Below are 26499 nucleotides of genomic sequence, written 5' to 3' on the forward strand. Positions count from 1 at the left end.
CGCCCTAGGTGCCTGTGACAAAAAGCTTTTCTCTCGGTACGACTAGGCATCGGTTGCCACTGTAAACCACGGCAATCCGCATGTGCCGGTGCCTAGAGGTGCCTAGTGAAATCCAATCTGACTGACGTGAGCGTTCGCGCTCTTAAGCCGCCGTCTAAGGGACAGCTCACCGTGTGGGACAAGAATAGCCCGCTGGGCGTCCGCATCTCGCAAGGCGGATCGAAGACCTTCATCCTTATGATCGGTCGCGGCAAGCGGCGTACGCTTGGCCGTTTCGGCATAGTGCCTCTCTCTAAAGCCTGCGAGGAAGCGCGTCGTATCGCCGCGGAAAAGACGCTTGGTATCACCGCGCCGACGGTCAAGACCGGTGTGCTCTTCGACGCAGCTACGATCGCTTTCGTTAAAGATCACTACAAGTCTGCGAAGCCACGGACCAAGCACGAAGCGCATCGGCTGTTGACCAACAAGTTTCCATTGCTCGATACGAAGCTCTTGTCGGAAATCACGGACGAAGATGTGAGTTCGGACCTAAAGAAGCTGGCTGGCACCCCGAGTGAGCAGTTGCACGCCTTTCGAGTACTCCGAGTTTTCTTCAAGTGGTGCATGCGACTACCTCACAGATATCTCAGGCACAGACCGCTCGAAGGGTATCCGGCGCCGGGTAAGGACAAGAAAGGGAAGCGCATACTTTCAGACGACGAGCTCCGCAAGGTGTGGCACGCGTGCGAGGGAATGTTCGGAGACATGGTCCGTCTACTTATCCTTTGGGGCTGCAGGAACGGCGAGATAGGCCGTTTGATGCCGACATGGGAGGAGAGCGGCGTGATGATTATTCCCGGAGAATTCACGAAGAATGGTCGCGCCCATGCAATTCCGATCTTGCCGCTAGCGCGCGTCATTCTCGCCGCAAGACTAATGCGCGTTACTATTTCCTAGGCCGGTTGATCGACGATCATTTCAAAGATGGCTCGTGGGGGAAGTTCAAGAAAGAACTCGACACCCGCTCGGGAGTAACGAGCGAGATCTTCGGCGGACGTTTCGATCGATGTTGGCGCGCCTTCACGTGCCGCGCGAGACCGCGGAGATAATGCTCAACCATGTGACCGGGGCAGGGCGCAACGATCTGGATGAAATCTACGATCGTTACGACTATCTTGACGAAAAAAAAGAAAGCGCTAGCAAAGCTCGAACGGCATCTGCAGCACCTGACTGTCTCGCGTTAGGATCGGCGGCCGCGAAACCAGTTCACGCAGCTTCTGGTCCGTTTTGTACTGCGCTTGGGGCTGTATCCTAGTTCCATTCGCTGCTCTATACTCACGACCTTCCCCCGAGTCGTCAGTCATTGTGGAGACCGCATGACAAATCGACCTATCGTGAGTCCGGCATCCGTAGCCGAACCAGAAGAAATAGTTGCCAGCCGCCAAGAGTTGCAAGTCCTTGAGGCGTTGGCCTACGGGGTTTCTGCTCATCTTGCCGATCTGTCGAGAAAGCCACAGTCGTTAGGTCGAATCGACGCCACCGAGTTCGCGGTGATCGAAAATAGGCATGCGCGCCTGAAGGCCTTCCAGGAACTTGCCCATGCTTGCTATGGGCGCACGGTGATCGGAACGGAGGTGGATGAAAGTGATCGGTCAAAGGGTTCTTTCACGTATAGAATTACGCAAGCCAATGTTGGCTATGTGGAGCAGGGATGCTTTGTACTGGCTCGCAATTCCCGGCTTGCCACTCAACTCGTGACCGCTCAGCCCGGCGATGAGCGTGACGTAGCGACTCCGGGCGGCGATCGATATTTGAACGTGCAAGATGTCCGCGTTCTTGATGGCCCGGTGAGCCTGCGATTGCCTACTGAGGAGCCTAACTTCCGTTCGATGGCGATCCGGAGACGCGGGCTCAAAAAGCCGGTGATCGTCGAAGACCTTCGAGCCACCCTGCAGCGCTTTAGCATGGACGCAACGGCGCTGAAGCCGTTGACCGAACTCGATCGCTTTGACCGGGCAGACCCCACCTGGTTGATCGACTGGACCGGTATCTATCTCGGAGACTCCGATAATCAATCTCTGGGTCATCAATTCATGACCCGGACAACAGAAGACCAAGAGCGCGCCTTGAACAATCCGCGCGGCTTGACCTTCGTCGAAGGAATCGCTGGAGCCGGAAAGACATCCGTAGCCCTAGGCCGCTTGAAGTTCTTCGCGAATTTTGAAACTGGAGCCGAACGTGAATATTACGGACTTCAGAACGCATCGACCAGCGATTTCGCTCCCGCAGGAATGATGGGCTTCGTCCTCAGTCACAGCCTGAGAGGATATCTCAGAGAGACTGCGGCAGCATTGGAATTGGCACATCTCCCCATAAAAGATTTTGAGGAGTTTAGAGGCGATTTGTCCAATCGCTTTGGAATCGCCAATCGGTTCAGGAAAAAGAAAAGCGGAGGCGCGTCACTTCGTAGTCGTTTCCACTGGTTGCGCGCGTTGGATGTCGCAATGGCGCGCGCGGCAGGCGAACGTCTTCGAGGCCAGTTGGCAGACGTTGGAGAAATCCCCAAGAGCGCGCGTGACGATCTCGCAAGATTTGCGGATAGCCTCCTGAATGCGACTATCCAGGCTCCGTCCGAGCCCTTCTACTTGAGTGAACTCGCGTCGCGGGTCGTCACCCTTACTGCCGAAGGCGAGCTTCGCGATCAGGAGGACCGAGCCAGAGAGACGTTCCAAGTTCGCGAAGAAATGGACCCCGAACGACGCCGCCGAGAAGAGCTGAATCTCGATCGCGAGATGCGACGCATCCAGGAACAGGCGGAGAAAAAAATCGTCTCGCCTGCGGCCCGACGTTTGCTTGAGGGGCTGACGTCGCATGAGCTGTTTGTTGCGGCGATAGGCCGCGCGGAGTTTCCGGCATTGGTTCACAGATCATTCCCTAATTCCGACGACCCAAGGATAGTTCAGGACCTAAATGGCGCTGTCGCTGAAATCAGGGGATTCCTCAGCCAAGGCGTGGAACGTCCGGCGCTGATCGAAGACGATCTGGTCGCGTTGGTGATATTTGCTGCAATGATATCCGCGGGGTTCGACTTTATCGATCAAAGCGGCAGCTTGAACCATATGCATCAAATCCGGAAAAATACCGCTGTCTTCATCGACGAGGTGCAGGACTTCACGGAAATCGAACTCGTTTTGATGGGGCTCAGTGCCCGCAACGCGTACCATCAGATCACGCTATCGGGCGACAGATGCCAGCAACTTCAGTCAGAAGGAGCCACTGATTTTGAAAATCTGTTTCCGTGGGTCCCAAAATCTTCGCGAAATAGCACAATATTCCTGGATCATAACTTTCGTCAGCGTCCTGAGTTAGCTGCACTTAGCGCGGGGTTCCGGTTTCTCATCCTTGGAGACAACCGTGTAGAATTGCAGCCCGGCGAGTCTATGGATTCTGCGGCTATCTACCGATTCGATGAACGCGGTCGCATGGCTCGACTCATTCTCGAACGTGTCCGTACTCTGCCTCATCATGCGACAGTCGCGGTAATTACGCCGTCGGCCGACAAAGCTGAAGAGTGGTTCGATCTTCTTGAGGAAGAGCTGAGTGCGTATCATCGCCCAGCTTTGTTATCGCGACGCGATGATCTCACTAAACGGATCAATATCCACTTTACAGAAGTGCGGGAAGCGAAAGGATTGGAATTCGACGTGGTTATCGTTCCGGACATTGCCTCGTTTGAACTCGATAGGATCATAGGATGCAATCAAGCCTATGTGGCAATCAGCCGAGCCAAGCACTCGCTGTTGCTCGGATGTGCAACGAATTCCGCCAGCTGGGATGTAATTGAAAACTTAAGGCAAAAAAGTTTAATCGATCTACGCGATGTTCCCTCAAGTTGATGCCATCTCGATCCATCTCTCATAGCTCGATCAATCCGAGTCGCGTTCAAGGGATTGCGACTACCTCATGTGCATTTGCGCGCCGGTCTAATTCGTGTCGTGCCGCTTTTGGCACTGACTGTGGATAACTTTTTTCAAAGACCGCGCGAGTCCGCATCTTGAGAATTTCTTGAGTTTTTTACTTCGGCTAACCGAGAACCCAAATCATTGATTTATGAAAGAGAGCAATCTCGGATAGCCGAGATGAAGATTCTGGAAAATGGAGTGAATGAGCTGTCAAATTATGGCCATCCTCTCCCGCACTTCAAAGTCTTCCGTCAGGAAAATTCGACGTTCTCCGGGACTGGCAGACCGTGCCGCTTGAAGTAGTCGAGGACCGCAGGCGTATACCACATTGGGTGGCTGTTCCGGTGGCGCCCGATCTTGCCGCGTCGCGGAAAAGGATCATGCGCGTACTTGGGATCAGTCTCCAATCGTTCGGTATGCGTCCTGCCGTAAGGCCGGCCCAAGACGTCCTTCAATTTTCGCCAACTTAGGTATAGCGGTAGCTTCACTTGTGTGGACATCCGAAGTCTCCTGTTCGGGAGACACCGGTGCTCCACGTGGGTTAAGCCACTAGCAGCGTCACAATACGTACAAATGGGCGGCCACAACCGTCAATAGTGATTATGGCCAGCGCGCTGGGCGCCAATTTGTGCAATGCGATCTTCTTGCGTACTCCTTTGCATCGATCTACCCTAGGTAGCGTCATATTGAGGAGGGTTGTTTATGCATTTCAGAAGTCGAGACGCTCAAACTAGTGGAATTGCTTCGCCACTATACAATTTGACGTCGTTCCACGACGTCCAAGATGATCGCATGTTTGATGGAGTTGCTCTACCTCGTACGTCGGCGGCAGTGCGGTGGATTAAGGAGAATACCGTTCATCAGGCATTGAAGCTGACCGCTAGTGGGGCGACCTCGGCTCCTTTTCTTTCGACACAGGTGAGCGCTGTTAGAGATGAAGGACGAGACGTCACCCACGTTCTCACAGCGGAGACAGATGGACTCTATCTAAGCAAAGTCCAAAACGTATCCGTCATTGAAAGGCATCGGATCAGTGATGGTGTAACCAGCCGCCATACCCTCGAACTGCGTAAGTATGACGGCGGGGTCGTTGTTGCCTATGTTGAAGCCGGTCGCCTGCACTTGGGAAGCGCCGAAGTGGGTACGACCTGCCAGCGTGTCGATTTTCCCTGTTTGAGCATCGACCAACCTCCTATCGGTCACGTAGCAGTCGATGCGCCTACACTCGGTTTGCTGTCGTACAAATGCCGAGAGAGCAATAGCGTCTACGTCCGGACGTTTAATCCGGTAACCTTACAAGTAGGGCCCGAAGTACCCCTGCGCGTTGCAGGTGCGTTGGGTAGCGCAGACGTTGTCTGTCGCCTCGGCCGCTGCTTTATCCGCGTTGATGTGGCGGAGAATGCAAGGATCCGCCCCTTCTTCGGTACCTGTACCCTGAATGATCTCTCGAACTTGAGCCTCACTCCCCTCAATTTGGATGGGGTCCCGCATGACGAGTTACATCCGGCCACATGTCGCTCATTTATCGACTATACGGAAAACTATCACACCATCCTTCTTGCAACTCATGGTCAGACGCAATCCGTCATCGACGTCATGCCCCATGACGATTTGGCCGTGGCGGCGATCACGCTTCCAAATGGTATCAGCGGCGCTGCCGCAGATGCATTTCCAAAGAAGCCAGGCGCGGCCATAGATTTTCGACCGGGGTTCGGCAATGGTGTGACCGATGGAAATGGCATCATTATTTCAGCGTCGTCTAAAGGTGAATTGCTCTCGACAAATTCTCAGTCGGGCGGCTACTCCTATCCCGAGGCAGGGCTTCTAAACCATGAGATGCCCAAGATATTCGCGTTTCGGACCACACAATGTTACACGCGGGGCGCTGCCCCTAACACGGTTTCGATGGACTATATCTTCATCGAAGCGGACGATCAGGGTAATCCGGTCGATAGCACGATTTGGCTAGAGACTTGGGACATGCCGTTACCGCTTCCAGACGTGCAGGCCATCTCATCTGGAAACAGCATCACGCTGAACATTCAGAAGGACGGATGGTTCTTCCCTGGAAAGACAACGGTAGGTTTGTCGGATCTAGCTGTTTCGGTAGTGAGCACTAAGCTAGTATCCGATCGGACCTTGGAGATTCTGGTCGACCGCCCGCCGCGAGCAGGTTCGATCGTTAGTTTCGAGATGAAGAGCCAATTTCTTCATCATGCAGGAGAAGCAACGCTGCCCTAGTCGGACACACGCGCTGCATGTGAGATGACGGCCCGACCCCCAAGCGCCGGCCAATCTTGGTTGGCCAGTCGCTTGGGACTTGATGCAGCTGGCAATTGCAGGTCTGATTTTGGGTTTTGGGCGTGGGTTACTATGGCGGCAGCGGGACGGCTCACCGGAGCAAGTATGGCCTGAGCTCTTCTGGGTGATCACGGACGAAAGAAATAACTCGACGCCGCTTTTCTTTTCCGCGAGCCGCGCTCCCTGAGTTGGTCTCTGCAGCAAATCAGGGCACGTGCTCCATCAGGTGGTTGAGCCACTAGCAGCGGGTAAGTGTACGGACGATCCGGAACAACCTTCAATAGTGATTCTGCTCAGTCAGCTCGTGCCCGATTGAGGCTAGCTGCTGCGCCAAGAGGCGGCTGACTTCAGAATGGACGGGGATATTGCGTTCGGCTAAACACTGAGGGAAGACCGGTGCCTGGCCGGTGCCTAAGAGACGAAAAAGTCGCTTTGCGGGCGTAGTTCAATGGTAGAACGGCAGCTTCCCAAGCTGCATACGAGGGTTCGATTCCCTTCGCCCGCTCCAAGGTTCCTTGTTTCACAGAGCTCGAGCACCAGGCCGGATGGCTTCGCGTCCGCCTGCGATCGATCGATTGGGGTAGCGAATGGCCGGGCAGGACGAGAAGGCGCATCTCGAACGCATCGTGGCCATTGCCTGCGATCACGGGGGCTTTGCCCTCAAGGAAGCCCTGAAGACCGCCTTGCCCGATGTGAACTGGCTGGATCTTGGGACCGACAGCACAGCTTCCGTCGACTATCCCGATTTCGCTCGCAAACTCGCCGATGCCATCGCAGCCGGCGAGGCCGCGCGCGGCATTCTGATCTGCGGGTCTGGCATCGGCATTTCGATCGCGGCCAACCGTCATGCCCACATCCGTTGCGCGCTGGTGCATGACGTCACGGGCGCGCGGCTGTGCCGCCAGCACAACGACGCGAATGTCCTGGCGATGGGCGGGCGGCTGATCGGCGAGGCGGTGGCGCAGGAATGCGTCGAAATGTTCTTGAGCACGACATTCGACGGCGGCCGCCACCAGCGGCGCGTCGACATGCTGGGTTCCTGCTAGGGCTGCGGCGCCGCGGGCCTCCCGTGTGCCGCTCTACCCCCGGTGGACGAGGGCCGCGCGAGACGGAGGGGGTTGCAGACGAAGGAGCGCATAGTCTAAGGGTCGCTTTCGTCGGATGGTGCAACTCGCCCACCGATATCCGATCCAACGGTAGGTCGCTGGCCCCATGACATCCGCGCGCAAGGCCGCCTTCGAGTTCAAGAAGGATCTCGTCCTCAAGGCCGCTGCGGAGAGCTTCTTCAGGAAGGGATTCTCAAAGACCCGGATCGACGACATCGCCGCGGCGCTGAACGTCACGAAGCCCTTCATCTACTATCACTTCTCGAACAAGCTCGAGATCCTCGAGGAGATCTGCGGGCGGACCTCCGTGTTCGCGGCCAATCTCGCCGAAAAGGCCGCGGACGGACCGGCGACCGGCTCGCCGGCCGAGCGACTTCGTGTCTTCGTTCGCAATTTCGCGCTGACCGTGATCGAGGAGCGGATGTTCCTGGCGATCTATTTCCGCGAATCCAAGCATCTTCCCAAGCGCACCCAGGATCGCTTCCGCAACGACCGCCTCCGCTTCCATGCGGCGTTGTCGCGGCTGTTGGCCAGCGGATGCGAGAGCGGCGATTTCGTCATCGCGGACATGTCCGTGACGGAGCAGACCGTGACCGGAATGATCACGTGGATCTTCAACTGGTATCAGGCCGACGGCAAGAGATCGCCGGAGGAAATCGCCGGGATCCTCGAACAACTCGTGCTCTCCGCCGTCAGTGCGCCGGCCGTCGGCAAGGCCTTGCCCAAGACGCTGCCCAAGACGCTGCCCAAGACCCTGTCCAAGACCTTGCCGAAGGTGCGGCGCAAGATCGCCTGATGGCGATCAGAACCGCCCTTTACACCCCTGCCGAAATCTGAATTATACCCGCAAGTATAATTTCATAACCGGTGACGATGCCGGCAGGAGGAAGCATGACCGACGCGAGGCGCCGGGCTACGCGCAACGCCATCGGCGACGCCTTGCGAAGGGTGGTGGCCAAGAACGGGGCGAAGTCGGCCCTCGTCTGGAAGGACCGCGAGTGGACCTTCGCGCAATTGGAAACCGCGTCGATCGCCGTCGCCGAGGCGCTCGCTGCGCGAGGCCTGCGAAAGGGTGATCGCATCGTAGCGTTTGGACGCAACTCCGACGCCTATCTGTTGTTGTGGCTCGGCTGCGTGCAGGCCGGGTTCATCCATGTGCCGGCGAACTACGGCCTCACGCCCGGCGAGCTGCGCTACATCGTCGAGCAGTCCGGGGCGAGGGCGCTGATCGCCGATCTGGCCCTGATGGGGCCCGTGGAGACCGCGCGGGATTTGCCGACCCTCGAATTCATCGGGCAGTTCGAAGGCGGCGGCGACATCGACGTGATGTCCGCGGCCACCCAGCCCGTGAGCCAGCCCCGTCCGGATTGGGACATCCGAGGCGAAGATCCCTGCCAGATCATCTACACGTCGGGAACGACCGGGCTTCCGAAGGGCGGCCTGATCACGCACGCCGCGTTGCTCGCCGAATATATGAGCTGCATCCAGGCCTGCGACTACGAGGAGAGCGATCGGGCGCTCTTCGCCCTGCCGCTCTACCATGCCGGGCAACTTCATACCTTCACGATGCCGCAGCTTCTGATGGGGTCGAGCACCGTTCTCATCGAGCAGCCAAAGCCCGACACGGTCTTCGAGATGATCCAGAAGCACCGGATCAATTCGTTCTTCGCGCCCCCGACGTCGTGGATCGGGCTGCTCAGGCACGAACAGATCGACCGCTACGATCTGTCCTGTCTGGGCAAGCTCTATTACGGCGCCTCGATCATGCCGGCGACGATTTTGGCCGAGTTGCGCGCGCGCTTTCCCGGCGTGCTCACCTACAATTGCTACGGCCAGAGCGAAGTGGGCCCGCTTGCGACAGTGCTGCGACCGGAGGATCATGACGGGCGTCTGACTTCGGCCGGACGGCCCGTCCTCAATGTCGAGACGCGCGTGGTCGACGACGACATGAACGATACGCCGACGGGTGTCGTCGGAGAAATCGTGCATCGCTCGCCGCAGATCATCGATTGCTACTGGGACAAGCCGGAGGAAACGGCCGCCGCGTTTGCCGGAGGCTGGTTCCACTCGGGCGACATGGGTTACTTCGACGCGGAGGGTTTCCTCTACATCGTCGATCGCAAGAAGGACGTGATCAATTCCGGCGGTGTCGTGGTGGCGTCCCGCGAAGTCGAGGACGCGCTCTACCAGCACGACGCCGTCTACGAGGTTGCTGTCGTCGGGTTGCCGGACCCCAAATGGATCGAGGCCGTTACGGCGGTGGTGGTCTGCCGGGAAGGCCAGAGCGTGACCGAGCAGGACCTGCTCGCCCATGCGCGCGACCGGCTCGCCTATTACAAGCTGCCCAAGAGGGTCATCTTCTCGGACGCGCTGCCGCGCAACGCGTCGGGCAAGATCCTGAAGCGCGAGCTGCGCCGCATCCACGGCGGAACGGAAGCGGCCTTCGCGACCGACGCCAATCCGTCCCAAGAAACGTAATCATCACAACATCCCGGGGGAAACCATGACAACAATGAAGACGATGATATCGCTATGCCTTGCCGGCCTTCTCGGCATCACCTGCGCTGCTGCTCAGGACGCGAAGCCGGTCAAGATCGGCGTGCTCGAGGACATGTCGGGCGTATATGCCGATATCACGGGTCCCGGCTCGGTCGCCGCGGCCGAACTCGCGATCGCGGACTTCGGGCCGACGGTGCTCGGCCGCAAGATCGAGCTGCTGAGCGCCGATCACCAGAACAAGGCGGACGTCGGCTCCGGCGTGGCGCGGCGCTGGATCGATGTCGACAACATCGACCTGATCACCGGCATCGGCAATTCGTCGGTCGCGCTCGCGGTTCGCAACCTCACCCGCGAGGCCAAGAAGATCGACATCGTCACCAGCGCCGGCGTGAACGACCTCACCGGCAAGGCCTGCTCGCCGACCGGCTTCCACTGGGTCTACAACACCTACTCCCTGTCCAAGACCGTCGCCTCGGCGTCGGTCCGCGCCGGTGGTGACACCCTGTTCTTCGTGGCCGCGGATTATGCGTTCGGCGCGGCGCTCGCCCGCGACGGCGCGCGCTTCGCTGAAGAGGCCGGCGGCAAGGTGCTGGGCACCGTGCGCGCACCGCTGAACAGCGCCGACTTCTCCTCCTTCATCCTGCAGGCGCAGACCTCGAAAGCGAAGAACATCACCCTGGCCCTGGCCGGGAATGACCTCGTGAACTTCGTCCGGCAGGCCTCCGAGTTCAACGTCGTCCAGCAGGGCCAGAGCCTCTCGGCGATGATCATGTTCGTCAACGACATCCATGCCATCGGACTGAAGGTGGCGCAGGGGCTGTATCTGGCCGAGACCTTCTATTGGGACATGAACGACGATACGCGCTCGTTCGCCAAGCGCTTCTACGAGAAGCGCAAGGCCATGCCGAACGGCATGCAGGCCGGGGTCTACAGTGCCGTGAAGCATTATCTGACGGCGGTGAAGGCGGCGGGCACTACGGACTCGGCTGCGGTCGCCGCCAAGATCCGGGAAATCCCCGTCAACGATTTCTTCAGCGAGAACGTTCGCGTTCGCGAGGATGGACGTGCGATGCGCAACATGCACCTGTTCCAGGTCAAGAAGCCGGACGCGTCCAAGTCGGACTGGGATCTGCTGACGCGGGTTGATACGCTGAAGGACGGTGCCGCATTCGAGCCGCTGTCGGAGGGTGGATGTCCGCTCGTCGCCGGCGCAAAGTGATCCCGTAATCGTCCATCCGCCGGCACCCCGGTCTTCGGGGTGCCGGTCTCAACTGTGAGAGGTCCGCGGCGGAACGCGGCCCGACGCGATCGGAACCCCATGAGCTTCTCTTCCCTCCTCATCGCGAACCGTGGCGAGATCGCCGTCCGGATCGCTCGCGCCGCAGCCGATCTCGGCATTCGCACGATCAGCGTCTTCAGCTCCGATGACGCCGCGTCCGCGCACACGCGCGCGACCGATGAGGCCTATGCGCTGCCCGGCCGCGCCGCGGCGGGTTACCTGGACAGGCAGGCGATTCTGCGCGCCGCGAAGGAGACGGGAAGCACGGCGATCCATCCGGGCTACGGATTCCTCAGCGAGAACGCGGCCTTCGCGCAGGACTGCTCCGATCATGGACTGACCTTCGTCGGGCCGACGCCTCAGACGCTGCTCGAACTGGGCGACAAGTCGCGCGCACGCAATCTGGCGCGCAAGCTCGGCATTCCCCTGGTGGCCGGTTCGTCCGGCCCGGTCAGTCTCGAACAGGCCAAAGCCTTCGTGGACGAGCACGGTCCGTCGATGATCAAGGCGGTCGCAGGCGGCGGCGGCCGCGGCATGCGCGTCGTCAGCGCAAGCGGTGAGGTGGACGAAGCCTATCAGCGCTGCCGCTCCGAGGCGGAGATCGCGTTCGGCTCCGGAGAGCTCTACATCGAGCGCCTGATCCGTGGCGCGCGGCACATCGAGGTGCAGATCATCGGCGACGGACACAGCGTCGTCCATGCCTACGAACGCGATTGCACCCTGCAGCGGCGGCATCAGAAGATCATCGAGATCGCGCCGGCGCCCGCCCTGGACCGCGCGCTGCGCGGGAGCATCCTCGACGCCGCCGTGACGATGGCGAACCATTTCCCCTATCGCGGTCTCGGCACCTTCGAATTCCTGGTCGAGACCGATCCGGCGAGTGGCGCATCCCGCTTCTTCTTCATGGAAGCAAATCCCCGCATCCAGGTCGAACACACCATCACCGAGGAAATCACCGGGCTCGATCTGGTCGCCCTGCAGATCGGGATCGCGCAGGGCAAGCGCCTGGCGCAGCTCGGCCTTGGCGAATCGCTGCCGGAGCCGGATGGATTTGCGATCCAGCTCCGCATCAACCTCGAAAGCATGAACGCGCGGGGCGAGGCGCGTCCGGAGGGAGGAACTCTGACCCGGTTCGAGCCGGCGACCGGCCCCGGCGTGCGCGTCGACACCTATGGCTATACGGGCTACCGCACCAATCCCAATTTCGATTCGCTTCTGGCCAAACTGATCGTCCGGTCGCGCGGGGAAGCGTTCGCCGCGAGCTTGAGGCGAACGGAGCGTGCCGCGGGCGAATTCCGTGTCGAGGGCGTCAAGACCAACATCGCGCTGCTGCGGGCATTGCTGTCGCTGCCCGAGATCGCATCGTGGAACGTCGACACCACGTTCGTCGAGACGCGGATCGGCGATATCCTGGCAACTGCAAAGGCGCTGGAGGCGGACCTCGCGCCGGCTGACGATCCGCCGGCCGGGCGCGGCAACGAAGCCGGCGTCGACATGCCGCCGAACACCGTCGCGATCGCGGCTCCGCTGCTCGGCACGGTCGCCTCGCTCAACGTCAATCCCGGAGACACGATTCCTGCCGGGCAGGTCATCGCCGTACTCGAAGCCATGAAGATGGAGCATGTGGTGACGGCGTTGCGGGCCGGCACGGTTCGCGCGGTCGCCGCCAAGCTGGGCGATACCCTGACGGAAGGCGCCCCCATCATCTTCATCGAGGAAGACTCGGCCGGCGGTTCGGATCTCGCCGCGGCGGAGGCGCCACGCGATCTCGACGCGATCCGCCCCGATCTCCAGGCGGTGATGGAGCGTCACAGGATCGGGCTCGACGAGGCCCGGCCCGATGCCGTCGAGCGGCGGCGCGCGCGGGGACAGCGGACCGCCAGGGAGAACATCGCCGATCTCTGCGATGCCGGCAGCTTCGCGGAATATGGCGCGCTCAATCTGGCCGCGCAGCGGCAGCGGCGGAACGTCGAGGAGCTGATCGCGATCAGCCCCGCAGACGGCCTCGTGGCCGGCATCGGCGCGATCAACGGCGCGATGTTCCCGGCCGACCGGGCGCGCTGCATGGTGATGGCCTACGACTTCACCGTGTTCGCCGGCACCCAGGGCTGGATGAACCACAAGAAGAAGGACCGCCTGCTCGAGCTCGCCGAGCGCCTGAAGCTGCCGATCGTCGTGTTCGGCGAGGGCGGCGGCGGCCGTCCCGGCGAGACGGACGGCCTCTCCATCCATGGTCTGGATACGCCCAGTTTCTCGCGCTTTGCCAAGCTCAGCGGGAAGGTGCCGCTGGTCGCCGTGGTCGCGGGCCGGTGCTTCGCCGGCAATGCCGCCCTGGTGGGATGCTGCGACGTCATCATCGCGACGCGGGATTCAAACCTTGGCATGGGCGGCCCCGCCATGATCGAAGGCGGCGGGCTCGGCCGCTTCAAGCCGGAGGATATCGGTCCCGTCGACGTCCAGAGTGCCAACGGCGTCGTCGACATCGTCGTCGAGGACGAGGAGGAAGCGGTCGAGGCGACCAAGAGATATCTGTCCTACTTCCAGGGACCGGTCGCGTCGTGGGACTGTGCCGACCAGCGCGAGCTCCGCTGGATCATTCCGGAGAATCGCCGCCGCAGCTACGACATCCGCGAGGCGATCGCCCTGCTGGCCGACGAGGGTTCCGTGCTCGAACTGCGCCGTGGATTCGGGCCGGGCATGGTGACGGCACTGATCCGGATCGAGGGCCGGCCGATGGGCCTCATCGCCAACAATTCCTATCACCTCGGCGGCGCGATCGATGCGACGGCGGCCGAAAAGTCGGTCCAGATGATGCGGCTGTGCGATGCGTTCGGCCTGCCGATACTCAACCTCTGCGATACGCCCGGCTTCATGGTGGGACCGGACGCCGAGAAGGCCGGACAGGTGCGCCGTTCCTCGGCGATGTTCCTGACCGCGGCTGCGCTGAAGGTCCCGGTCTTCACCGTGGTGCTGCGCAAGGGATACGGCCTCGGCGCACAGTCCATGGCCGCGGGCGGCTTCCATTCGCCGGTCTTCACCGTCGCGTGGCCGACCGGTGAATTCGGCGGCATGGGCATCGAGGGCGCGGTTCGTCTCGGATACCGGCGGGAGATGGAAGCGATCTCCGATCCGGAGGAACGGCAGCGATTCTTCGAGAGCAAGACCGGCCATCTCTACGATGTCGGAAAGGCCGTGAACATGGCGGCGGCCATGGAGATCGACGCGGTGATCGATCCGGCCGCAACGCGATCCTGGATCATGCACGGGCTGAACGCGGTCCCAGCCGGCGGCCTCGCCTGACGGCTTCATCCCCGTATCGCATTGGCTTCCGTGCGCTGCGACGGAAGCGCTGACGGCGTCGTGCGCGCCGGTTTGAAATCCGGCTCAAGCGAACGATCGCCACGCAACGATACGTTGAGCCGATGCTCGCTGCGATTAGTCCATAGGGCTTAGTCTGAACTGCAGGCTGTCGAGGGACAGGCACCGAGTTCATGTTCATGGTTAAGAACCTCTTGCCCACGCAAATCCACGCGCAACATCAATAGGTCAGCTCAAGGCCTGGATCGCAATCAAGCGTGCTGCACCGCATGCAGGACGCAAAGTCAGACGGGAGCCAGTTCCATGCCCGATGTCCGAATCCAGATCGCCGCGATCCTGCTGGCTGCAGTCGTGTTGAGTCCGGCGGCAAGGGCGGCGGGCTTCCTCCAGCCGCAGCAACAGCAGCCGTCCGCGATGTCGGCACACGCCATGATCCCGAGGAAGCAGGCGGCGGTGCGACCGGCCAAGCCGGCAACGCATCGGCTGATGATCCAGGTCAACCAGAACGACCCGGCCGTGATGAATCTCGCGCTCAACAACGCCACCAACGTGCTCGATTATTACCGCAAGAAGGGTGAGGAGGCGGACGTCGAGATCGTCGCCTTCGGTCCAGGCCTGAACATGCTGCGCAAGGATACGACCCCCGTCGCTGACCGCATTCACGCCATGTCGGACCTCGCATTCCCCAACAAGATCCGCTTCGCCGCGTGCGGGGTCACCAGGGAAGCGATGGAGAAGAAGGAAGGCAAGTCGCTCGAAATGGTGCCCGAGGCCTCCATGGTTCCCTCGGGAGTCGTGCACATGATGGAGTTGCAGGAGAAGGGCTGGAGCTACGTCCGGCCGTAGACAGGCAACCGACGGGAGGCCGCCACGATGCGCAAATTGCTGCTGTTCATGCTGGCTCTGTCGCTGCTCGCGCTGCCCGCTTCCGCGCAAAATGCCGGCAAATCCGGCGATCAGAAACGATATGCCGAGCCGGCGACGTCGGCGACCACGCGCAGCGGCCGCGCCGCGCGGGCCGGCCAGTTGCGCGGCGCCGAGGAGGACGTGAGGGATCGCGTCAATGCGGGCACGGTCGGCCTTGCCGCCGGGCTCTTGGAGGGTGCGCCGCTCCGCTTCGCCACCGAACTCGCGCGCGTCGTCAACGACGGCGGAAAGGTGCACGTGCTCCCGATCGTGACGCGCGGCCCGACCGAGAACGTCAACGACCTGCTCTATCTCAAGGGCATCGACATCGCGATCATCAACAGCGACTCGCTCGACGAGTACCGTGCGCAGGTCCCGGAGATCGGAAGCCGCATCGTCCATGTGATGAACCTGTTCCCGTCCGAGCTGCACGTCTTCGTGCGCCCCGAGATCAAGTCGCTCGCGGACCTCGCGGGCAAGAAGGTGAATTTCAACACGCAGGGCACCGCGGCCGCCTATTCGGGGCCGCTGATCTTCAGCCGCCTCGGCATCGAGGTGGACAAGACGTTCGTGCCGCATCCGGTCGCGCTGGAGCAGATGCGAAAGGGCGAGATGGCGGCCGTCGTCTTCGTCACGTCGAAGCCGGTGGACGCATTCGTCAAGCGCAAATGGGACGAAGGCTTCAAGTTCCTGCCGGTGCCGTTTGGTCCCGGCCTTGCGGATTATTACGTGCCGGCCACGCTCACATCGGCCGACTATCCCGCGCTGGTCCCGGCGGGGCAAACCATCGAGACGATCGCGGTGCCGACCGTCCTCGTCGCCTACAATTGGAGTCCCGGCATGCCGCGCTATGACCGCGTCACGGCCTTCGTGAACGAGCTGTTCGGCAAGCTCGACGAGTTGCGCTCGACCGGCTTCGATCCGAAATGGAAGGAGGCCAACCCGACCGCCAGCGTGCCCGGACTGCAGCGCCTGAAGGCGGCCGAGGCCTGGCAGGATCCCAAGACGGCCAACCGGGCGCAGCGTCCATGAGGCTTGCCGCCATCCTGCTCGCCAGCCTCGGGATCGCGGAAGCGCACGGTCAATCCGCTTCCAGTACGCTCAAGGGCCTGGACGAATGCCTGTCCCAGGCGCGCACGGCTGAAGTCACCTGCGATCAGGCCGACAGCGACACCTCGACCCGTCTCGCATGCAGGTTGAGGGTGCACACCACCGAGAAGGAGTGCCTCGACAACCTCTTCGCCAGCAGAGACGAGGCCAAACTGCCGGGTGATACACCCGCCAAGACGCGGCCCCGTCCGCCGGTGCTGCCGTCCCCGCCGCCGTCGCAGGCGTCGCCCTCATCACCGCCTCCGGCATCGCCGTCGGTCGCGTCGCCCGCGCCGCCGCCGGTGTTGCCGTCCCCGCCTCCATCGCTGGCATCGCCCGCGCCGTCGTCATCGCCGGTGCTGCCGTCCCCGCCGCCATCGCTGGCGTCGCCCGCACCGTCGTCATCTCCGGCGCCGCGGTCACCGCCGCCGTCGCTGGCCTCGCCCGCGCCGTCGTCATCGCCGGTATTGCCGTCGCCGCCGCCGTTGCTGGCATCACCCGCACCGTCGTCGCAGCCGGTGTTGCCGTCTCCGCCGCCGTCGCTGGCCTCGCCCGCACCGTCGTCGCAGCCGGTGTTGCCGTCCCCGCCGCCGTCGCTGGCATCGCCTGCACCGTCGTCGTCGCCGGTGTTGCCGTCCCCGCCGCCGTTACTGGCGTCGCCCGCACCGTCGCCACCGGCGGTGTTGCCGTCGCCGCCGCCGTCGCTGGCTTCGCCAGCACCGTCGTTGCAGCCGGTGTTGCCGTCACCGCCGCCGGCACTGGCCTCGCCGGCACCGCCGCGGCCATCGGTGTCTCCATCGCCACCACCAGCGACCAAACCACCGCCAGTGGTGACACAGCAGCGCAATCGGGACGATGCGACCGCGGCCCTGTCCGCCGGCACCGGTTGGCTCGTCAGCGAGACTTCGTCTCCGAGGGATTTCTCTCCACTTTTCGTGGCCAAGCTGCATGCGCTTCCACCGGTCGCGGCCGATGCGCCCGAGATGCTGGTGCTGCGCTGCCGGAACCAGCGAACCGAGCTGTCGCTCGGCGTCAACGGCATCTGGCGTGCCCTGCGCGGCGGCGACGTCGAGGTCATGATCTCGCCCGATCAGTCGACCACGCGGCCGATGCGGTGGCGATTGGCGGCAGATGGTCATACCGCCGCGATGTCCGAGGATCCCGTCGATCTGGTGCGCGCGCTCGACGGCGGCAGGAGATCGATCTCCGTGACCGACGGCGCGGGGCGGAACGTCACCTCGATCTTCGACTTCGCCGGCATCGAGGCCGTCCGTGCCAAGCTGGCAAATGCCTGCCGCTGGCCGAACACGACGCTGGAATCGCGGGGACGGTGACGCCGTCGATCGTCCCGGGAGAAGTGCCTGCGTCGTGCTCGTCTGGCCCAAATTTCTAATATATTAGCCCCTCATTCCCGGCACGTGCCGCGTCCCCCGCTAAGCTCTTCCAGCAGGTGCGGCCGGTTGCCGGACGAGGTTCGGATGAAGGCCATGGACCAGCAGAAACTCGACCGCGCGATCGGTCGCCGCCTGAAGACCCTGAGGACGCATGCCGGCATGACGCTGAATGAACTTGCTGCGCGCTCCGGCGTGAGCCGGGCCATGATCGGGCGGGTGGAGCGGGCGCAGAGCAGTGCGACGGCCGCGCTGCTCGGCAAGCTCTGCGCGGCGCTCGACGTGTCGCTGAGCGATGTCGTCGCGCTGACCGAGAAGCCGCCCGAGCGTCTGGTTCGGCTTGCCGACCAGCCGCATTGGCGCGATCCAGAAAGCGGCTACCGCCGCCGCCATGCCTCGCCGACCGATGCGGCGAGCGGCATCGAGATCATCGTCGTCGACCTGCCGGCCGGGGCGCGGGTGCCGTACAGCCCCTGGGGCCGCAACGCCTTCACGCAGCAACTGCTGATGCTCGAGGGCGCGGTCGCCGTGCATATCGATGCCAAGACGGTGCGCCTGCGCGAAGGCGACTGCCTCGACTTCGACGTCATGCGTTCGGTGATCTTCGAGAACGAAACCAAACTTGATGCGCGCTACATCATCATCGTGCGGCGCGGCACGTCTTACGGGAAAATGTGATGTCACTGATCGTGCGCGATGCGACGCTGGAGGATGCCTCCGCCATCCTCGCCATCTACAACCACGCGGCGCTCAACACCACGGCGGTGTGGACCGACAGCCCCGCCGACCTCGGCTCGCGCCGCGACTGGATTCTGGCCCGGCAGCAGGCCGGATATCCCGTTCTGGTCGCGGTGAAGGGGGCGGATGTCGCCGGCTTCGCCTCGTTCGGCGATTTCCGTCCCTGGCCCGGTTACCGCCACACCGTCGAGAATTCGGTCTATGTCGACGAGCGGCACCACAGGTCCGGCGTCGGCCGCAACCTCGTCGCGGCGCTGATCGCGCGCGCGTCCACGCTCGACAAGCACGTCATGATCGCCGCGATCGAGGCCGCCAACACCGCATCGATCGCGCTGCACGCCTCGCTCGGCTTTGCCGAGGTCGGCCGCATGCCGGAAGTCGGCTGCAAGTTCGGCCGCTGGCTCGATCTTGTTCTCATGCAGAAGCGGCTCGACAGCCGGGTCAGGCCCTGAGGTGAAGCCATGACCATGCAGATCCGCCCTGGCGACACCTATGATCCGCGCGTGATCGCGCTGCTCGACCATCACGTCACGACCGCGCGGGCACAGACCGCACCCGGCAGCGCGCACGCGCTCGATCTCTCCGGGCTTCGCGCCCCCGAGATCGCGTTCTGGACCGGCTGGGACGGCGAGGCGCTGGTCGCCACCGGCGCGCTGAAGATGCTTTCGGCCGGCCACGGCGAGGTGAAGTCGATGCACACGGTGCAGACGGCGCGCCGGCGCGGTTTTGCCGGCCAGATGCTCGGCCATATCGTCGCAGCCGCCCGCGCGCGGGGCTTGGCACGCCTCAGCCTCGAGACCGGATCGTCGGACTATTTCAAGCCCGCATGCGCGCTCTACCGCGCGCACGGCTTCGTCGATTGCGCCCCGTTCGAAGGCTATGTCGAAGATCCCAACAGCCTGTTCCTGACGCTCGAGCTCAGCGGTCGCTGAGCGACCGGCCTTTCCCAGCCGTCATGGCCGGGCTTGTCCCGGCCATCCACGAACTTTCATCTTCGGCACGAACAACGTTGATGCCCGGGACAAGCCCGGGCATGACGGGTTATGGTCGCGCCGGGAATGACGCGAACAGGGATCAAGGGAATGAAACGCGCGCGGCTCGCGAATGGGCTCGACGTCACGGCGATCGGCCTCGGGACGGCACCTCTCGGCGGATTGTTTGCACCGGTCAGTGATGCCGATGCCGAAGCGACCATCGAACGCGCCTGGTCGCTCGGTGTTCGCTTCTTCGATACCGCGCCGCTCTACGGCTTCGGTCTGGCCGAGCGGCGGCTCGGCGCTTTCCTGCGGCAGCAGCCGCGCGACTCCTACGTTATCTCCACCAAGGTCGGCCGTCTCCTTCGCGCCCCTGAAGGCATGGCCGCCGAGGACGACCACTACAAGAGCGGGCAGCGCGAGCGGCCGGTGTTCGATTTCAGCCATGACGGCGTGATGCGTTCGGTGGAGGAGAGCCTCGTGCGCCTCGGGCTCGACCGCGTCGACGTCCTGCTCGTGCACGATCCGGACGATCATTATGACGACGCCGTTGCCGGCGCTTTCCGCGCGCTGCAGCGCCTGCGCGCCGACGGCACGGTGAAGGCGATCGGCGCCGGCATGAACCAGTCGGAGATGCCGGTCCGCTTCGCCGAGGCCGTTCCGGTCGATTGCTTCCTGCTTGCCGGCCGCTACACGCTGCTCGACCAGGGCGCGCTCGACGCGCTGTTTCCGGTTTGCGCGGCGAACAACATCGGCATCCTGCTCGGTGGCCTCTACAACAGCGGTATCCTCGCCAATCCGCACGCGGGTGCGAAGTTCGACTATCAGGACGCCGATGCGGCGCTGATCGCGCGGGCGCACGAGCTCGACGGGCTCTGCCGCAGGCACGGAACGGAGCTGAAGGCCGCCGCGCTGCAGTTCTGCATGGCCCATCCGGTCGTGACGGTCGCCGTGATGGGCGCGCGCAATGCCGCCGAGATCGCCGACAACATCGCGATGTCCGAGCAGGCGGTGCCGCCGGCCTTCTGGCAGGAGCTGCGCGCCCGAGGGCTTGTCGACGCGCGGGCGCCGCTGCCGGGCGGAGTGTAAGCCATGATCATCGACGGCCATCAGCATTTCTGGGATCCGGCGCGCGCCGACTATCCCTGGATGAATGCCCCCGAACTCGCGCCGATCCGGCGTGCATTCGGCCCCGCCGATCTTGCGCCGCTTTTGAAGGAGAACGGCATCGACGCGAGCATCGTGGTGCAATGCCGCTCGGCGATCGAGGAGACCGAGGAGTTCCTGCGCGTCGCAAGCGTGACGCCCTCCGTGATCGGCGTGGTCGGCTGGGCCGACCTGATCGACGATGCGCTCGGCAATACGCTCGACCGGCTGCGCGCGTTGCCGGGCGGCGGCAAGCTTGTCGGCCTTCGCCATCAGGTCCATGACGAGGCCGATCCGGACTGGCTGCTGCGCGCGGACGTCAAGCGCGGGCTTGCAACGGTGTTCGACCGTGGTCTCACCTACGACCTTCTTGTCCGCACCCGCGAATTGCCTGCCGCGATCGCGACCGCAAAAGCCTTTCCGGAAGGCCGCTTCGTGCTCGACCACGCGGCAAAACCGCCGATCGCCGATGGCGGCAGCGCCGAATGGTTCGACCGCATCGCGGCGCTTGCGGCCCACGGCAATGTCTGGTGCAAGGTTTCGGGTCTCGCGACGGAGGCGACATGGAGCGATTGGGACGCGGAGCGGCTGTTTCCGTTCGTCCAGCACGTCGCGAACTGCTTCGGCGAAGATCGCCTGATTTTTGGCTCGGACTGGCCGGTGTGCCTGCTGGCCGGGAGCTACGGCGAGATCAAGGGCGCGCTGGACGCGTGCCTGGCGCAGCTTGGCCCAACCGTGCGGCAGAAGGCGTTCGGGGCGAATGCGCAAGCTGCGTATCGGTTGGTGGCTGCTTGAGATGCAGCTTTCTCCTTCCTTCTCCCCTTGCAAGAGAAGTGGCGCGACGCGCCGGATGAGGGGTTGCTTCGGCGAGCGCAACTGCAGAGATCAATGCTTGGGAGATAGACCCCTCACCCTATGAGTCGCGTCTGCGAGCGGAGATGCCCTCTCCCGCAAGGGGAGAGGGCGCAGCAACCGGCAGTCCTCCTCACGCGCCCGCAGGCACCTGATCCAGGAATCCCGTGATGCTCTTGATGCGGCCGTCCTTGAGGAGGGCGAAATCCGTCCCCTTGATCGGACTGTCGACACCGTCGGGACCGAGCCCCCAGGAGAAGCGCACGTTGTCGCCATGACCGTTGGGCTCGCCGATCAGCTTGAACCTGAAATCGGGGAAACGCTCCTGCACGCCGGCGATCAGCGCGTCGATGCCGTCCCGGCCGTCGCCCTTCATGAGGGGATCGACATAGCTCGCATCCGTCGTCCAGTGCTCGCTCAGCAATTCGCGCCGGCGGCCGGCCGCACGTTCGTTCCAGAGCTCGATGTAGCGGCGGGCGATGGTGACGTGGTCGGTCATGGTGCTCTCCTTCGATGGCGCCGGGTTCGGCTGTCCCCGACTATCGAAGCTTCGCGCGCGCCGATCGATTACCTCGGAGATCATGCGGCCACAAAAAAATGAAGCGCGATGGTGGTCCCATCGCGCTTCATTCCGTACGACTTCCGCGAAATTACTTTGCCGCGGTCACCATGATCTCGACCGTGTACTGCGGACCCGCGAGCTTCGCCTCGACGGTGGCGCGCGCCGGGGTGTTGCCGGGCGAAACCCAGGCGTCCCACACCGCGTTCATCTCGCCGAACGTCTTCATGTCGGTGATGTAGATCGTGGCCGAGAGCAGCTTCGACTTGTCGGTGCCGGCCTTGGCGAGGTGGCTGTCGATCGTCGCCAGGATGTCCTGGGTCTGCTTCGTCACGCTTTCACCGGCGGCATTGCTGGCGATGACACCGGCGAGGTAGACGGTGTTGCCGTGCACGACGACCTGGCTCATGCGCGGGCCGACTTCAAAACGTTGAACGCTCATTGGGATCTCCTGATGGAATGGCGGCCACTGTCTAGCGCAGCACTTCCGGCTCCGCCACCCCATACGCCCGCGACCCAGATGCTTGTCCGGACCGCTCTTGCGTGACCGCCGGGATCAGGGAAAGCGGCTGAAGAACGTCCAGATCGTCTCGGCACCGTCGATGTCGCCGTTCTGCGGCCCGAGCAGGCGCGCCGCGATCTTGGGGAAGCGGGCATCCGGAAACAGTCCGGGCATGCGATGGCCGCCCCCGTTGATGCGATAGAGCAAGACGTTGTGGCCGCTGGGGCAGCGCGAGGAGATCCGCGTGACGGTGGACTCGTCGGCGGAGGTCCGGTCGGGCAGGTCGGTCGATGCCGCGTCGTCCGCGTCGCAGCCGTTGAGCTTGCGCCAGAAGGCCACCGTGTCCGCGGTCGACCAGAACCCGTCTGCGGCAAAATAGCTCGATCCGCGTCCGCCCTCGTACGGGACGAGCGGGTCGGCGGTGCCGTTCATGATCAGCATCGGCAGCGGCCGCGATGGATGGCACGTGACGGCGGCTTCGTCGGTGAGATTCATGATCACGCTTGCGCCGGCCGCAAACAGATCGGCGCGTGCGCAGACCAGCGTCATCGTCATGGCGCCGCCATTGGAGACGCCCGTGACGTAGACGCGTTTGGCATCCGCCGTGCCGTCAGCCACGAGTTTCTCGACCAGCTTTGAGATGAACGCGACATCGTCGGTGCCCGGGGGCGGTCCGCGCAGTTCGGGGCCGGCTTTCGTCCTCGCATCGGCCCATGCATGGTTGAGGCCGTCGGGAAACACCACGGCAAAACCTTCGCGCCTGGCGGCCTGCGGCCACGCCGTCCGGGAGATCATGTCGGCGCCCCGCTGGGTCTTGCCGTGGAGCACGACGACCAGAGGCGCAGGCTTCCTGGGCGGCAGTTGCGCGGTGTAGGAGCGCATCATGCCGTTGACGTCGATCGTGTCGGCGGACGCGGCCGGAGCTGCCGCGAGGAGGGTCACGAGCGCCCCGATCTGCATTCGCCGCCGCATGTCTAGCCCACCGCCTTTGCCGCCGCGCGGCCTGCGTTGCGGCCCGAGAACAGGCAGCCGCCGAGAAACGTGCCTTCCAGAGAGCGATAGCCGTGCACGCCGCCGCCGCCGAAGCCCGCGGCTTCTCCGGCCGCATAGAGGCCGGGAATGATCTGGCCGCTCTCTCCGAACACCCGCGAATCGAGGTCGGTCTCGAAGCCGCCCAGCGTCTTGCGCGTGAGGATGTTGAGTTTGACCGCGATCAGCGGGCCATGCGCGGGGTCGAGGATGCGATGCGGGGAGGCGGTGCGGATCAGCTTGTCGCCGATATAGCGGCGCGCATTGTGAATGTTCATCACCTGCGCGTCCTTGACGTAGGCGTTGGCGATCTCGCGGTCGCGGGCCTCGATCTGCATCTTCAGATAATCCAGTTTGAGCAGGTCGCTGCCGGCGAGCTTGTTCATCGCGGCAACGAGATCGTCGAGCTTGTCGCGCACGATGAAGTCGATACCATGGCTCTTGAACGCCTCCACGGGGGCAGGCGCGCCCTTGTTGGTGGCGCGGCGCAGCGTCATGCGCCAGCTCTTTCCGGTGAGATCGGGATTCTGCTCCGATCCCGACAGCGCGAACTCCTTCTTGATGATGCTCTGGGTCAGGATGAACCAGGAATAATCGTAGCCGGTCGACATGATGTATTTGAGCTGGCCGAGCGTATCGGAGCCCGGAAACAGCGGCGCCGGAAGCCGCGTGCCCGTCGCGTCGAACCACATCGAGGAAGGACCGGGCAGGATGCGGATGCCGTGGCGGGGCCAGATCGGCGACCAGTTCTGGATGCCTTCGACATAATGCCACATGCGGTCGCGGTTGATCAGCCGCGCACCGGCTTTCTCGGTGATGCCGATCATGCGGCCGTCGACATGTTCGGGCACGCCGGAGATCATGAATTTCGGCGGCTCGCCGAGGCGCTTCGGCCAGTTCTGCCGCACCAGCTCGTGATTGCCGCCGATGCCGCCGGAGGCAACGATCACGGCCTGTGCCTTCAGCGCAAACGCGCCGGTGACGTTGCGCGACGAACTCCTGCCGCGCTCCACATTGTCCGGTGCGAGGATCGCGCCGCTCACGCCATCGACAAGCCCGTTGGTGATGGACAGCGCGTCGACGCGGTGGCGAAACTTGAAGGTCAGCCGGCCGCTTTTGGCGGCTTCGCGCGCACGGCGCTCGAACGGCTCGACGATGCCCGGCCCGGTGCCCCAGGTGACGTGAAAGCGCGGCACCGAATTGCCGTGGCCCATCGCGTCATAGCCGCCGCGCTCGGCCCAGCCGACCACGGGAAAGATGCGATGTCCCATCGCGCGCAGCCAGTCTCGCTTCTCGCCGGCGGCGAATGCCACATAGGCCTCCGCCCATTTGCGCGGCCAGAAATCCTCGTCGCGGTCGAAGCCGGCGGTGCCGAGCCAGTCCTGCATGGCGAGATCGAAGGAATCCTTGATGCCGAGCCGGCGCTGCTCCGGCGAATCGACCAGAAACAATCCGCCGAACGACCAGAACGCCTGGCCGCCGAGCGACTGCTCGCCTTCCTGATCGACGACGACCACGCGCTTGCCGGCATCCGCGATTTCGGTTGCGGCCACCAGTCCGGACAATCCGGCACCGACGACGATCACATCAGCTTCTTCAGTCAACAGGCCAGTCATGAGTTCCCCCCTGTAGTTGCCCGGATTGAAGCCAGCGGTTGCAACTGAGATCAAGAGTGTGGCGCGTAAGACAACATTAACTTGTTCCACTTCGGGATGGAGACCGGCCGAGTGCAGCGCGGACGCAACACTGGATTTGAATTTGTTTTGATCGAGCCGGTGCGCCTAGACAAAACCGCAGAGTCGACAGACGCTAGCCGCGCATCACCACCTGACACGCAGATTCGAAAACGACCGGGGCGGGGGACCATGAAGTTTCTGACGGGGTTGCTTGCGGCGGTTCTGCTGATCGTGGGCATGGGGGCCTCTCACGCAGTGGTCCGGATCGCGGATGATCGCGGCGGCCGGATCGGAACCTACGTCGACAAGTATCAGGACCTGCGTCAATCGGGCGATACCGTCATCATCGACGGTCTCTGCGCCTCGGCCTGCACCATCGTCCTCGGCGCCATCCCGCGCGACCGCATCTGCGTCACCTCGCACGCGATGCTCGGCTTCCACGCTGCCTGGGACTTCGGCAGCAACGGCCGCGCCGTGACCAATCCCGAAGCGACCCAGATGCTCTACGCGATGTATCCGTCGCAGGTGAAGCGATGGATCGCGCAGCGCGGTGGCCTCACCCCGCACATGATCTTCCTCAGGGGCAAGCAGCTTCAGGCCATGTACAAGCCCTGCTACCTCGACGCCCAGGCCTCGGCGATCAAGCCGTCGTCGCGGTAAGCCCGTGCTCCATCGATATCCCGCCGTCTAACGCCGCAAATGCGGTGCGCGCCCTCTCCCGCCTGCGGGGAGAGCGATCGCATATGAGGCGCGCGTCATAGGCGCACCGAAGTTTCAGCGGCGTCCTGGCGGGGACAAGCCCCGGGCGTGACCACCTCTGGCAAAACTCTCAATGAGATTGCCGTGCCGGCGGGAGAGGGCGAAGGTCCGCCATCATCACCACGTGATCCCGGCTCCATCCGCTGCGCTTGCCGGGCCGCCCGCCAGCGCCTATTTGGAAGGCAGGGAACCGCGCTCACTGCCCTGATCATCGTGATGGCCCAACCACTGCACCCAACGCGTCCGTTACAGGACAATTCGTCCACTGCCGGCCGGACATCGTCCGTGCTGCTGTTGGCCGGTGCTGGTTTCGGCGGGCTCGTCGTGATCGGTGCATTCGCACTCTGGTTCCACTACGGCACTCAGGTGTTCTTCGAAATGATCAGGACCGGCTTCTCCGCCTGCTTCTGACCCCGCGACAGGAAATTCTCCGC

General features: G+C 63.1%; 23 protein-coding genes and 1 tRNA gene. 19 read left to right on the top strand and 5 right to left on the bottom strand.

From position 1 onward, the window contains the following. Positions 1-105: 105 nt before the first annotated feature. The 11 genes from QM712_RS14995 (at position 106) to QM712_RS15045 (ending at position 16382) form a co-directional block, all read left to right on the top strand. Positions 106-936, top strand: coding sequence for an integrase arm-type DNA-binding domain-containing protein (locus tag QM712_RS14995; protein WP_415023889.1), 831 nt, complete (start codon positions 106-108; stop codon positions 934-936). A gap of 419 nt (positions 937-1355) precedes the next feature. Next, positions 1356-3875, top strand: coding sequence for an ATP-binding domain-containing protein (locus QM712_RS15000; RefSeq protein WP_415023890.1), 2520 nt, complete (start codon positions 1356-1358; stop codon positions 3873-3875). 768 nt (positions 3876-4643) lie between these two features. Next, entirely contained in the window at positions 4644-6182 is a 1539-nt protein-coding gene (locus QM712_RS15005) for a hypothetical protein (RefSeq protein WP_415023891.1), read from the top strand. A gap of 494 nt (positions 6183-6676) precedes the next feature. Further along, positions 6677-6750: transfer RNA gene (locus QM712_RS15010), tRNA-Gly, on the top strand. A 79-nt stretch (positions 6751-6829) separates the two neighbouring features. Further along, entirely contained in the window at positions 6830-7288 is a 459-nt protein-coding gene (gene rpiB / locus QM712_RS15015; RefSeq protein ID WP_415023892.1) for a ribose 5-phosphate isomerase B, read from the top strand. A 166-nt stretch (positions 7289-7454) separates the two neighbouring features. Continuing rightward, positions 7455-8144 carry a TetR/AcrR family transcriptional regulator gene (locus QM712_RS15020; RefSeq protein WP_415023893.1) on the top strand — a complete coding sequence of 230 codons (690 nt, stop codon included), beginning with the start codon at positions 7455-7457 and terminating at the stop codon, positions 8142-8144. Between the two features lie 95 nt (positions 8145-8239). Beyond that, a complete protein-coding gene (locus QM712_RS15025; protein WP_415023894.1) occupies positions 8240-9826 on the top strand; it encodes a fatty acyl-CoA synthetase in 1587 nt (528 codons plus the stop codon). Positions 9827-9860: 34 nt separating this feature from the next. After that, complete coding sequence (locus QM712_RS15030; protein WP_415023895.1) at positions 9861-11066, top strand: ABC transporter substrate-binding protein; 1206 nt, start codon at positions 9861-9863, stop codon at positions 11064-11066. Between the two features lie 99 nt (positions 11067-11165). Next, positions 11166-14426: a carboxyl transferase domain-containing protein gene (locus tag QM712_RS15035; RefSeq protein WP_415023896.1), complete on the top strand. Its 3261-nt coding sequence runs from the start codon at positions 11166-11168 to the stop codon at positions 14424-14426. A 447-nt stretch (positions 14427-14873) separates the two neighbouring features. Beyond that, positions 14874-15290 (top strand): DsrE family protein, encoded by a 417-nt coding sequence (locus QM712_RS15040; RefSeq protein WP_415023932.1) that lies wholly within the window; start codon positions 14874-14876, stop codon positions 15288-15290. A 27-nt stretch (positions 15291-15317) separates the two neighbouring features. Then, positions 15318-16382, top strand: a complete 1065-nt coding sequence (locus tag QM712_RS15045) for a TAXI family TRAP transporter solute-binding subunit (protein WP_415023897.1) — start codon at positions 15318-15320, stop codon at positions 16380-16382. Between the two features lie 124 nt (positions 16383-16506). On the opposite strand, the gene QM712_RS15050 is transcribed toward QM712_RS15045, so the two are convergent. After that, the gene (locus QM712_RS15050; RefSeq protein ID WP_415023898.1) at positions 16507-17382 is read right to left on the bottom strand and encodes a hypothetical protein; all 876 of its coding nucleotides are present in this window, start codon (positions 17380-17382) and stop codon (positions 16507-16509) included. On the opposite strand from QM712_RS15050, the gene QM712_RS15055 reads away from it, so the two are divergent. The 6 genes from QM712_RS15055 to QM712_RS15080 all read left to right on the top strand — a co-directional run bounded on the left by QM712_RS15055 (position 17375) and on the right by QM712_RS15080 (position 21483). Beyond that, positions 17375-17773, top strand: coding sequence for a type VI secretion system-associated protein TagO (locus QM712_RS15055; RefSeq protein ID WP_415023899.1), 399 nt, complete (start codon positions 17375-17377; stop codon positions 17771-17773). The two genes, QM712_RS15050 and QM712_RS15055, sit on opposite strands and share 8 nt — an antisense overlap. A 153-nt stretch (positions 17774-17926) precedes the next feature. Then, positions 17927-18508: a helix-turn-helix domain-containing protein gene (locus QM712_RS15060; protein ID WP_415023900.1), complete on the top strand. Its 582-nt coding sequence runs from the start codon at positions 17927-17929 to the stop codon at positions 18506-18508. Next, positions 18508-19020: a GNAT family N-acetyltransferase gene (locus tag QM712_RS15065; RefSeq protein ID WP_415023901.1), complete on the top strand. Its 513-nt coding sequence runs from the start codon at positions 18508-18510 to the stop codon at positions 19018-19020. Before QM712_RS15060 ends, QM712_RS15065 begins: the two co-directional genes overlap by 1 nt. 15 nt (positions 19021-19035) lie before the next feature. Further along, positions 19036-19500 (top strand): GNAT family N-acetyltransferase, encoded by a 465-nt coding sequence (locus QM712_RS15070; RefSeq protein ID WP_415023933.1) that lies wholly within the window; start codon positions 19036-19038, stop codon positions 19498-19500. A 150-nt stretch (positions 19501-19650) separates the two neighbouring features. Further along, positions 19651-20631: an aldo/keto reductase gene (locus tag QM712_RS15075; RefSeq protein WP_415023902.1), complete on the top strand. Its 981-nt coding sequence runs from the start codon at positions 19651-19653 to the stop codon at positions 20629-20631. 3 nt (positions 20632-20634) lie between these two features. After that, positions 20635-21483, top strand: a complete 849-nt coding sequence (locus QM712_RS15080; RefSeq protein WP_415023903.1) for an amidohydrolase family protein — start codon at positions 20635-20637, stop codon at positions 21481-21483. Between the two features lie 190 nt (positions 21484-21673). Here the strand turns inward: QM712_RS15080 and QM712_RS15085 are convergent, their stop codons facing one another. From QM712_RS15085 to QM712_RS15100, 4 genes are all read right to left on the bottom strand, one after another. After that, the gene (locus QM712_RS15085) at positions 21674-22039 is read right to left on the bottom strand and encodes a nuclear transport factor 2 family protein (protein ID WP_415023904.1); all 366 of its coding nucleotides are present in this window, start codon (positions 22037-22039) and stop codon (positions 21674-21676) included. Between the two features lie 151 nt (positions 22040-22190). Beyond that, entirely contained in the window at positions 22191-22541 is a 351-nt protein-coding gene (locus QM712_RS15090) for a RidA family protein (protein ID WP_415023905.1), read from the bottom strand. Positions 22542-22655: 114 nt separating this feature from the next. Continuing rightward, entirely contained in the window at positions 22656-23573 is a 918-nt protein-coding gene (locus QM712_RS15095; RefSeq protein WP_415023906.1) for an alpha/beta hydrolase family esterase, read from the bottom strand. A 2-nt stretch (positions 23574-23575) separates the two neighbouring features. After that, a complete protein-coding gene (locus tag QM712_RS15100; RefSeq protein WP_415023934.1) occupies positions 23576-25234 on the bottom strand; it encodes an FAD-binding dehydrogenase in 1659 nt (552 codons plus the stop codon). Positions 25235-25495: 261 nt separating this feature from the next. On the opposite strand from QM712_RS15100, the gene QM712_RS15105 reads away from it, so the two are divergent. Further along, the gene (locus tag QM712_RS15105) at positions 25496-25966 is read left to right on the top strand and encodes a hypothetical protein (protein ID WP_415023907.1); all 471 of its coding nucleotides are present in this window, start codon (positions 25496-25498) and stop codon (positions 25964-25966) included. Positions 25967-26113: 147 nt separating this feature from the next. Beyond that, positions 26114-26476, top strand: a complete 363-nt coding sequence (locus tag QM712_RS15110) for a hypothetical protein (protein ID WP_415023908.1) — start codon at positions 26114-26116, stop codon at positions 26474-26476. Positions 26477-26499: the final 23 nt, after the last annotated feature.

It is taken from the genome of Bradyrhizobium sp., from assembly GCF_047605465.1.
In the GTDB taxonomy this organism is placed as follows: domain Bacteria; phylum Pseudomonadota; class Alphaproteobacteria; order Rhizobiales; family Xanthobacteraceae; genus Bradyrhizobium.